We start from the raw sequence: 9,942 nt of genomic DNA, 5'->3' as shown, positions 1-9,942 counted from the left end.
CGTCGATCTTATACATACAATGGTTAGGAGCGAATGCCATTTGCGTTCCGCAAAGCTCCGCTTTATATGTTGCGGAGCAAAACGCCCCTATAACATAGACTCTTATCTTTGAATGCTGAATAACACTGATGCTACCAGATTTGACATAAAACATAAAATCCACTATTTCAAGCCTCCTACTTAATTAGGAATTACTGATAACTGATAACTGATAACTGAAATGACTCTCCCAGACTACATCGACAACGACAAACACACCCTCGAAACTGTTCTTCGAGAATTAATTCTGAGCGATCGCCAAACTAAATTAGACATTGCTACAGGTTTTTTCCACATTCAAGCATGGGTAAGATTAGAACAACCATTCAACCAACTAACCAACTTGCGTCTGCTTATCGGTCGCGACCCGGCCATTCAACCAGCAGAACGATCGCGCATCGATCTACAAAAATATTACCGTCGCGAACAACAACTGCTACTGCAAAATCAACCCTATAACCTCCTATACAAACAACGTATCGATCGCCTGATTTCTTATTTAAACCAAGACAATATCCACATCCGTCTTTATGGAGTTATCGGAGAAAACAGTCAATTTCTCCATGCCAAAGCTTACATTTTTGACAACTACAGCATTATCGGTTCCAGCAATTTTACCCCATCCGGTTTAAGCGGTAATACAGAGCTAAACGTTTTGAATAAACAACAAGCGATCGCTCGCGACCTCCGCCAAAACTGGTTCGATACATTTTGGAATCATCCCAGTGTTGACCGAGACTACAAAGCCAAACTTATCGACACCCTAGAACGGTCAAAATTTGGTAGCAAACCATATACACCTTATCAGATATTTGTCAAGACTTTGTATGAATTCTTTAAAGAAGATACCATTGGAGAAGGAGGCGATCGCACAGCTCTGGACCTAGCAAGTTTCCAACAGGAAGGATATGAACGAGCAGTCAAATTATTAGAACGTCATCAAGCAGTAATGGTGGCAGACTCTGTAGGTTTGGGCAAAACTTACATCGCTTTGCGACTGCTGGAACATTATCTGGCCAAAGATAAACGTCTTGGTTATGTTCCCCGCGCCATAGTTATTTGTCCTGCTCAATTGCGAGATTTAGTATGGCGCAAGAAATTAGATGAATTTGGGATTAAAGCGGATGTTGTTTCTCAAGAAGAAATTAGTCGCCAAGATTTTAATGTTCGTCGCTACACAAAACACGACATTATAGTAGTAGATGAATCTCATAATTTCCGCAACTCTAACACAAATCGCTATGGCACTCTCCAAAAATTAATCGGCAGTGGTAAGCGTAATAAACGAGTAGTATTATTAACAGCAACTCCCATCAATAATAGTATTTATGACCTCTATCATCAGATGCTATTATTAACCCGCAACAGTGAAAATTATTATCGCGATTGGGGCATTCCTAACTTGAAAAGTTATTTTAAAGATGTAGATAAAGGTCATTTAGATATCACTGAATTGTTGTTAGAAACAATGGTACGTCGGAGTCGTCGAGATGTAATTAAGCGTCAGGAAGCTGGAGAAAAAATTGAAATAGGAGGAAAAGAAATTAATTTTCCCAAACGCCAGTTAGAAAATTTCACTTATAACTTTGAAGACAGTTTTCAAGGACTTTATGCAGATATAGCTAATCAAATTGACCAACTACATTTAGCACCCTATAATATCCGGGCATTTAAGAAAAGGAAAGACCAACAAGACCAAGCTAGAGTTAAGCGGAATCAAGCCTTAGTTGCTCTGATGAAAACCCTATATTTAAAAAGATTGGAAAGTTCATTAATTGCTTTTGAAAATAGTCTCAAGTACCAAAGTGAATTTCAACATAGATTTTCTGAATATCTGGAAAAAGGTAAACTGTTAGAAAGCAAAAAATTCCGCAAAATCTTGACAGTAGAAACAGATGAAACGGAAAATATCACAGTTGATGAAATTATTTCATCTTTAAACGAAGTTGACCCCAAACAATATCGTATTGATGAGTTAAAAGCTGACATTAATTCAGATTTACAAACTCTCAAAAATATTCTTCAACAGATTAAAAAAGTAGTTGAGAGCGCTAGAGATTATGACCGCAAGTTACAGGCATTCAAGGAATTGCTTCAAACTCAGTTAGTAGGACAAAAAGTTCTAGTTTTTAGCTATTTTAAAGATACGGCGAAATATTTATACGCTGAATTATTAAAAGATGAACAATGGTTAAATTCTATGCAGGTAAATCGAACTATAAATATTGATTTATTAACAGGAGATACAAAAAGTCAACAGCGACAAGAAAAAGTCAAGAAATTTGCACCTCTATCTAATTGTGAAAATGAGGAGGAAATAGCAGAATTTCAAAAACAAGAAATTGATATTCTTATTTGTACCGATGTCTTATCAGAAGGACAAAATTTACAAGATGCTGGAGTTTTAATTAATTATGACCTGCACTGGAATCCAGTAAGGATGATTCAAAGAGCTGGAAGGATTGACCGTTTAGGTACAAATTATCAAGAATTATTTATTTATAATTGTTTCCCAGAAGAAGGTTTAGAAGATTTATTAGGATTAGTTAAAAGATTACAGAAGCGAATTGCAGATATAGATGAAACAGTGGGATTAGATGGTAGTGTTTTAGGAGAAGTTATTTCTGAGAAATCTTTAGAGGAATTGCGACGACTCAAGCAAGCAGAAACAGAGGCAGAAAAAGCTGCTATTTTAGAAGAATTAGAATTAGCAGCAGATTTGATTTCTCTAGACGAAATGAGATTTCCTTTAGTGGAATTTTTGCAACAAGTGGGGGCAGAAGCTGTGGAAGAAATTCCTTTGGGTATTCACAGCACTCGCACAGATATTTCTCAAGAATTAGACGGAATTTTTCTAGCTTTTCGTACCGTAGAACAACATTTTTGGCATTTTTATCCCCGGATAAATGGAACTATTTCTACTAAATTGGAACATCGGATTAGTGAGAAGCGCAAAATATTTAATTTGCTCAAATGTAAAGCTGAAGATTTTCCCCACCCAGACCAAATGAAACCAGTGCCATTTGATGATGCTATTTTTGATGTTCTGGAAAGAGCAGTGGATAATTTACTTAAAGATTTTAAACGGCAGCAAACTAACAGTAAATTGAAGGCTAAATTAAGTCCGTTATTGAATAAAATTCACCATGTTTTGACACAGCAATATACTGATGTATTAGAGTTAGAAGCTCAAACAGTTAAAAAGCGGATTTTGCAAGTAATTACCACAGAAAACCTGCGCAATATTGAACGAGAGATTAAGCCTATTTGGCAGAAATATGTCGATAGTTATGACTTAAATAGGTTGGTCTCTGACTTAGATGAACTTTTTGTTGATTCAGACCTTTATTATCTACTTGAAGAAGAAGAAAAATCAAATCCTCTGGAAATGATAAAAGCGGAAGATATTCAGTTAATTTGTTATGAGTGGTTTAAACCTGGGTAGTTCACTGGGTGACAAGGGAGTGGGGGAGTAGGGGAGTGGCTCACACGGATTATGGCACGGATACACGGATAGGTCAGTAGGGACGTTGCATGCAACGTCCGTACAGGGAGTAGGGGAGTGGGGGAGTGGGAATTTTCTCCTCTCAATGTTGAAGAAATATCCCAAATTTCTGTTCAGTTTCCAGTGTTCCCTCTTCAATTTACCGAATAATTAATAATATAGAATAAAATCAAGAAAGTTATATTTTTATCTTTATTTCTTATGGGTTTAACACCCCACTGTCAGTTTCAGTCCTCCTGACTCCTGACTCCTGACTCCTGACTCCTGACTCCTTCTTCAATATTTATGAGCGATCGCCGTTACTTTTTAAAATTCCTAAGTCTAAGTTTATTGGCAACCCAACTCCCTGCGACAAATAAGCGATCGCTCCAGGTTGTCTCAGCAGTATCGCCCCAACCCATCCTCAAACCACCCCGCCTCAAAGCTGGCGATACCGTAGCAGTAGTTAGTCCTGCCACCATGATTTATAAACATCAACTCAAATACGTCAATTTAGTTTTAGGGCAACAAAAATTAAAAGTAAAAATTGCCACCCACGTTCTCGATCGCTATGGATATTTAGCAGGTAAAGATGTTGATCGCGCAGCAGATATCAATGCCATGTTTGCAGATGACGAAGTAAAAGCATTGGTAACAACTACAGGTGGTTGGGGTAGTAGCCGCATCTTGCCATTATTAGACTATGACTTAATTCGGAAAAATCCCAAAATTATCATTGGTTATAGCGATATTACTGCTCTGTTATTGGCCATATATGCTCGCAGTGGTCTCGTGACATTTCACGGTCCCTTTGGTACATCTACCTGGAATAAATTTTCTGTTAGTTATCTCAAAAGTATACTGTTTGAAGGAAAAGCGATAACCTTGCAACCTCCCACGAATATTGTGGAAACTATTACGAGTGGAAAAGCACGGGGGCGACTGGTGGGGGGAAACTTGTCTGTGTTAACAGCGATGGTGGGGTCTAATTTTTTGCCAGACTGGCGAGGGAAAATTTTGTTTGTGGAGGAGATAAGAGAAGATGTTTATCGGGTAGACCGGATGTTGACTCATTTGAGTTTAGCAGGTGTGTTGCAACAGTTGGAGGGTTTTGTATTTGCGCAATGTACTAGATGTCTGGATGAGGAGGATGATTTTCCCACATTAACATTATGGCAGGTTTTGATAGATCATATTCGACCTCTAGGTATTCCTGCTTGGTATGGTACAGCGATCGGACATATTCGGAATAAATTTACAGTACCATTGGGAGTAGAAGTGGAGATAGATAGCGATCGCGGTACAATTAGAATGTTAGAAACTGCTGTGGTTTAGAGAGTGGTGTGCGTGTTCTGGGGGTTTGTAGATGCAGAGCGGCTTCTTTTGAATATCCCCCATTTTATGCCTTGAGAGCTGACCGCTGACCGCTGAGTGCTGACTGCTATTTTAAACAAAAGTCACTTCTCGGTAAAAAAGAAAATCTTGTTCTATCGGAGTTAATTGTGAAGAATCATAACCTTCAACAATGGCAATAGTATCATTTTCAACTAAAATTGTGGCTCCAAGTTCACCTTCTGCAATATCAAAATCAGAACTACCTATGATAAGTTTTATTGTATCTCCATCAGATGGATCGAAATTTTGAATTAAAGCAACTCCTTCACCCTGATAAAAGGTTGTTGAACCTGTGAAAAAACCACGACCATTAACACTTGTTCCTCCCAAAAAAAAGTGATCTTGACCTGCACTTCCCACCAAAGTATCGAATTCGTTACTGCCATCACTATATGTTACAACTGGCGAGGAAGTGAACTCTTGAGATTGCCCGAATTGCCGACTAGCTTCCTCTGGTGTCACTACTCCGTCATTATTGAAGTCAGGACCTGGCAAACTTAAAAAACTGGGTCTGGGAGTTACATCAACGCCATAAATGTCTTTCTCTCCTTCCCCATATCCCAAAATTACATCGCTACCGGGAGTACCAGTAAAACGTGCAGAGCGTTGTTCAAATTGCCCATATTCTCTATAGTGAGCTTGACTTGTGGGAAAAACACCGTTATTAACTGCCTCAGCTACACCAGAATTTTGTCCCAAATAGAATGAATCTACAAAACTGGTAGTCTGCAAATTTTCTATACTACCAACTTGGATAAAATGAGAAAATCCACTTACATAAGTACCTGTTTCTACCTGTGATGCTACATCATTATATTTATTTAGATAAAAAGTTTCATCATAGTCAGGACTTGTATTGTTTCGTCCCTCTTCATAACCATAATTAATGAAATGTTCTAGTCCTGATGCGAATATGTTTGTTTGTAGAATATTAGCTACACCAGGATTATTTTCTAAGTAGGTTGTTTCGTCATAGTAGCGGGAAACTTTTGTGCGTCCTTCTGTTAAACCATAACGTTGAAAATGATCTAATCCTGATGTTACTAGACCTTGAGTAATTGCTGCACTAATACCTGGATTTTGTTGTAGATAATATTCCTCGTCAAAAATATCAAAGTTCATTGAATTTATCCTCTGTAATGTATGTAGTGCGGGCATCTTGTCCGCGATGGGTATGGAATGTGCTGTATCTTAATTCTTATGTTGATTCACCAAATCCGGAAATGTTTTTACCGAATAATTAATAATTATTAATTAAATAATTCAGCTTTATCAAAATAACATGGGTCTAAAACCCCGCCTTTTAAGGCGTAATATTTTTGGAGCGGGGCTTAAATCCCCGTTACAAAAATAACTTCTGACTTCTGACTTCTAACTTCTGACTTCGTTAATAGCCTCCCCTTTCAAGGGGAAAAAAGCGGTCGAGGGATGGCAAGGAGACCTCGCCATATCCAATCAACCAATGGACCAAGAGAAGAAATAATACTTCCTTATATTCAATTCCGTAACGGTTTTAAGCAGAGGTAATTATCCATTAATGAAAACTGTTTACTATTCCCTATTCCCTAACGCTATAAAATTTCATCATCAACTGAAAAGTCTACTTCTTTTTTATCACGACCAGAGGCAATAAAATCATTTTCAAATGAATCTTTCAAACCAGAAACTAGGTCATATTTTGGCTGCCAATTTAGTTCGGTTATAGCTTTATTTATACTGGCAAAGAAATGTTGAGTTCGTAATGGAAAAGCTTTCTTTTTTCCAAAGTCAAATTGCTTCGGATCATAATGTACTAACTTAATAGAATCAGGAGATTTTCCAGCAGCTTCAGCACAAGCGCGAGCTAAACCATCAAAAGTTACATAACGCTCTCCAGAAACATTATAAATTTGCCCAATTGCTCGATTATTTCCTAATACATTTGCCATTGCCATTGCTAAATCTTTGACATGACCTAATTGAGTAATGTGGAGTCCATTTCCCGGAATAGGAATCGGGCGATCGCGTACAATTCTGTCAAAGAACCATGCTTCTAAATCGTTATAGTTTTGTGGTCCATAAATATAAGTAGGGCGAATTGAAGTCCAGGGTAAACCTTGATTTGTTAATTCTGTTTCTGTTTCATATTTTCCTAAATGACGACTTTTTGGATCTACAGCATCTCCCTCAATATGAGGCATTTGGTCAGACTTTAAATAAACCCCTGCAGAACTCATATAAATGAAATGTTGTACTTGGTCTTTGAAGATTTCAGCTAAAGGTTTTGTATCAGTTAATTTTCTGCCATTATTATCAAAAATAGCATCAAATTTTTCTGGTCCTAATTTTTCTTTAAGTTGAGTAGCATCGGTGCGATCGCCATGAATTTCTTTAACTTCTGGAACTGGACTAGGTTTATTACCACGGTTAAATAGCACCACTTCATGTCCTTGTTCTACGAGAATTTTAGTTAAATAGACTCCAATAAATCGAGTCCCACCCATAATCAGTATTCGCATTTTTCCTCTTGTTCAGCAACAGTTAATAGATTTCATCATACCCATTTACTAAGCCAAAAGTCAAAAATTAAATTCCATGATTAGTTTTAGGGACATAAACAACTTTTTTATTCTTGCTTCTTACTTCTTACTTCTTCAAAATGATTAAAGGAAATTCAATGAAATTATCGTAAGGATTCAGGAATTCAGATGTGAGAATTGAAGTATTCCTTTAAAGTATAGAATATAGCAGTTATCTTATTCTTATGTATTTGTTTTTTTCTTCTTCCCTGTTCCCTATTCCCTGTTCCCTATTTTCTAAAAGTATCCAATATCTCACAACGTAAGCATTTCCTGCGGAATGCTGCGCAAACAGCTATTAGCTGTCAGCTATCACTAACAATATTCTCTCTTTAAGGACAGTGTTTAAATTAATATAGACTTTAAGGACAAGGGAGCTAACTTTTTGTAGTAAGACAATTAATAAAGCTTTTCTCGTAAACTAAAAGCAATAGCTGAAGTTCGCAGTTCCTCCGGAGGAGGCTGGCTAAAGTCCGCAGTTCCTCCGACAGGAGGCTAGCTGACTGCTGTTTGCGCAGCATTCCGGAGGAAATGCTTACCTCACAACTAAAATCATATTGCTATATAAACGTATCAAATTAATTTAAAAATTGCTATGGTTAAGTATAGTATTTTAATTTTTGTTTCAACAATTTAAAAGTCATAACAATATCAGGGTGAATTTACTTATGCCTACTCAATATTTAGATAATTCAAATCAAAAAACATCTCGAAAAACTTCCCTACGCAAAGTTTTTGTATTACCTATTGTGCTGCAAATTATGTTTGCTGTAGGTTTGACTGGATGGCTCTCGTTACGCAACGGACAAAAAGCAGTCAATAATGTTGCTAGTCAATTACTAAATGGAGTGACAACCCGTGTTGATGAACATTTAGAAAGCTATTTAGCAATTTCCCCTTTGATTAATCAAGTTAATAGAGATGCTATTCGTCTCAATAATTTAGATGTAGAAAATCTCTGGAGTTGGCAACCATATTTATTGAAACAAATGCAACTATTTCCAAATATTAGTAGTATTAGTTTTGGCTCTACAAAAGGAGAAGCAGTATGGTTATTTAGATTAGAAGATCGAAGATTACAATTAGGAATTAGCGATTATTTAACAGCAGGAAATATAGAACAATATACTATCAATCGACAGGGAAAAATTATCGAACCACCAATTAAAAGTTTTCCATACGATCCCAAAAGTCAACCTTGGTATCAAGCTGTTATCGAAGCGGGAAATCCTACCTGGAGTAAAATTTATCCTTGGATAGATGGAAATGGTTCCACTGTCAATTTTGGCATTTCTAATGGATTACCTTATTATGATGAACAAGGTATTCGTCAAGGTATACTTAATGTACATTTAACTCTTGATAAAATCAGTCAATTTTTAAGCAAGTTAAAGATAGGTAAATCAGGAAAAGTATTTATTGTTGAACGTTCTGGATTGATAGTGGCCACATCTACCTCAGAAGAGTTATTTATAGCTCCAGGTAATGAAAAAAAATTACAACGACTGCCAGCATTAGAAAGTAGTGTACCTGTAATTCAAGCTTCAGCTCAATACTTACAAAAAACCTTCTTTGGCTTGACTAAAATCAATCAAAGTCAACAGTTATGTTTTGAATTTAATAATCAACGTCACTTCCTAGAAATCAAACCCGTAAAATATGGTTTAGGTATTGACTGGATTATTGTAGTAGTAGTTCCAGAAGCAGATTTTATGGAGGAAATTTATATTCAACGACGCAATACAATTTTATTATGGTTAGTAGCTTTAGGATTAGCAATACTTGGTGGAATTTTAACCTCTAGATGGGTAATTAAACCAATTATCAGTTTAAATAAAGCAGCTAGGGGTTTTGCTGAAGGAGATTGGCAACAAAAAGTCGATATTAAACACTCTGACGAACTAGGAGAATTAGCCAATTCATTTAATAGAATGGCTGTACAATTACAAGAATCATTTAGTACCCTAGAAGCTAAAAATTCTGATTTACAAAGATTAGATAAACTTAAGGATGAATTTTTGGCAAATACATCTCACGAACTTCGTACCCCTCTGAATGGAATGATTGGAATTGCTGAATCAATGTTAGATGGAGCAACAGGAAAATTATCAAAAGCACAGCAAAAAAATTTATTGATGATTGCTCAAAGTGGTCATAGACTTACAAGTTTAGTCAATGATATTCTAGATTTTTCTAAATTGAAACATGAAAATCTGGAGTTGCAGTTAAAACCTGTAGGCATCAGAGAAATAACAGAAGTAGTTGTCACTTTTTGTCAGTCTTTAATAGGTTCTAAAAATTTAGAGTTAGTTAATTCTATTCCTGTAGATTTACCTGCGGTTTATGCTGATGAAAATCGCCTGGATCAAATTTTATATAATCTGATTGGTAATGGGATTAAATTTACAGAGACTGGGAAAGTAGAAATATCGGTAAAGACGATCGATCTACTTTCCCAGTCTCTGA

Annotated in this window: 5 protein-coding genes; 3 read left to right on the top strand and 2 right to left on the bottom strand. The window is 36.5% G+C overall.

Features of this window, described 5'->3' with window-relative positions; translation table 11 throughout:
- The first annotated feature begins 220 nt into the window (after positions 1 to 220).
- Both F6K54_RS32345 and F6K54_RS32340 read left to right on the top strand, forming a co-directional pair.
- Positions 221 to 3,484, top strand: coding sequence for a helicase-related protein (locus F6K54_RS32345; protein ID WP_293087184.1), 3,264 nt, complete (start codon positions 221 to 223; stop codon positions 3,482 to 3,484).
- Between the two features lie 345 nt (positions 3,485 to 3,829).
- Positions 3,830 to 4,858, top strand: coding sequence for an LD-carboxypeptidase (locus tag F6K54_RS32340; protein WP_293087182.1), 1,029 nt, complete (start codon positions 3,830 to 3,832; stop codon positions 4,856 to 4,858).
- 111 nt (positions 4,859 to 4,969) lie between these two features.
- Here the strand turns inward: F6K54_RS32340 and F6K54_RS32335 are convergent, their stop codons facing one another.
- The gene (locus F6K54_RS32335) at positions 4,970 to 6,040 is read right to left on the bottom strand and encodes a hypothetical protein (protein WP_293087179.1); all 1,071 of its coding nucleotides are present in this window, start codon (positions 6,038 to 6,040) and stop codon (positions 4,970 to 4,972) included.
- Between the two features lie 449 nt (positions 6,041 to 6,489).
- Positions 6,490 to 7,416 carry an NAD-dependent epimerase/dehydratase family protein gene (locus F6K54_RS32330; RefSeq protein WP_293087176.1) on the bottom strand — a complete coding sequence of 309 codons (927 nt, stop codon included), beginning with the start codon at positions 7,414 to 7,416 and terminating at the stop codon, positions 6,490 to 6,492.
- A 728-nt stretch (positions 7,417 to 8,144) separates the two neighbouring features.
- Between F6K54_RS32330 and F6K54_RS32325 the strand changes: the two genes are divergently transcribed.
- Positions 8,145 to 9,942: sensor histidine kinase (locus tag F6K54_RS32325; protein WP_293087174.1), on the top strand; the 1,798-nt coding region annotated here is incomplete at its 3' end.

The organism is Okeania sp. SIO3B5 (assembly GCF_010692555.1).
In the GTDB taxonomy this organism is placed as follows: domain Bacteria; phylum Cyanobacteriota; class Cyanobacteriia; order Cyanobacteriales; family Microcoleaceae; genus Okeania.
Note: the sequence above shows the minus strand (reverse complement) of the source record. Positions and strands in the feature narration are given on the sequence as shown.

Excerpts from the sequence above, each read along its gene's own strand:
- F6K54_RS32330 (WP_293087176.1), bottom strand. The coding sequence starts at position 7,416 with ATGCGAATACTGATTATGGGTGGGACTCGATTTATTGGAGTCTATTTA.
- F6K54_RS32345 (WP_293087184.1), top strand. The coding sequence starts at position 221 with ATGACTCTCCCAGACTACATCGACAACGACAAACACACCCTCGAAACT.
- F6K54_RS32340 (WP_293087182.1), top strand. The coding sequence starts at position 3,830 with ATGAGCGATCGCCGTTACTTTTTAAAATTCCTAAGTCTAAGTTTATTG.
- F6K54_RS32335 (WP_293087179.1), bottom strand. The coding sequence starts at position 6,040 with ATGAACTTTGATATTTTTGACGAGGAATATTATCTACAACAAAATCCA.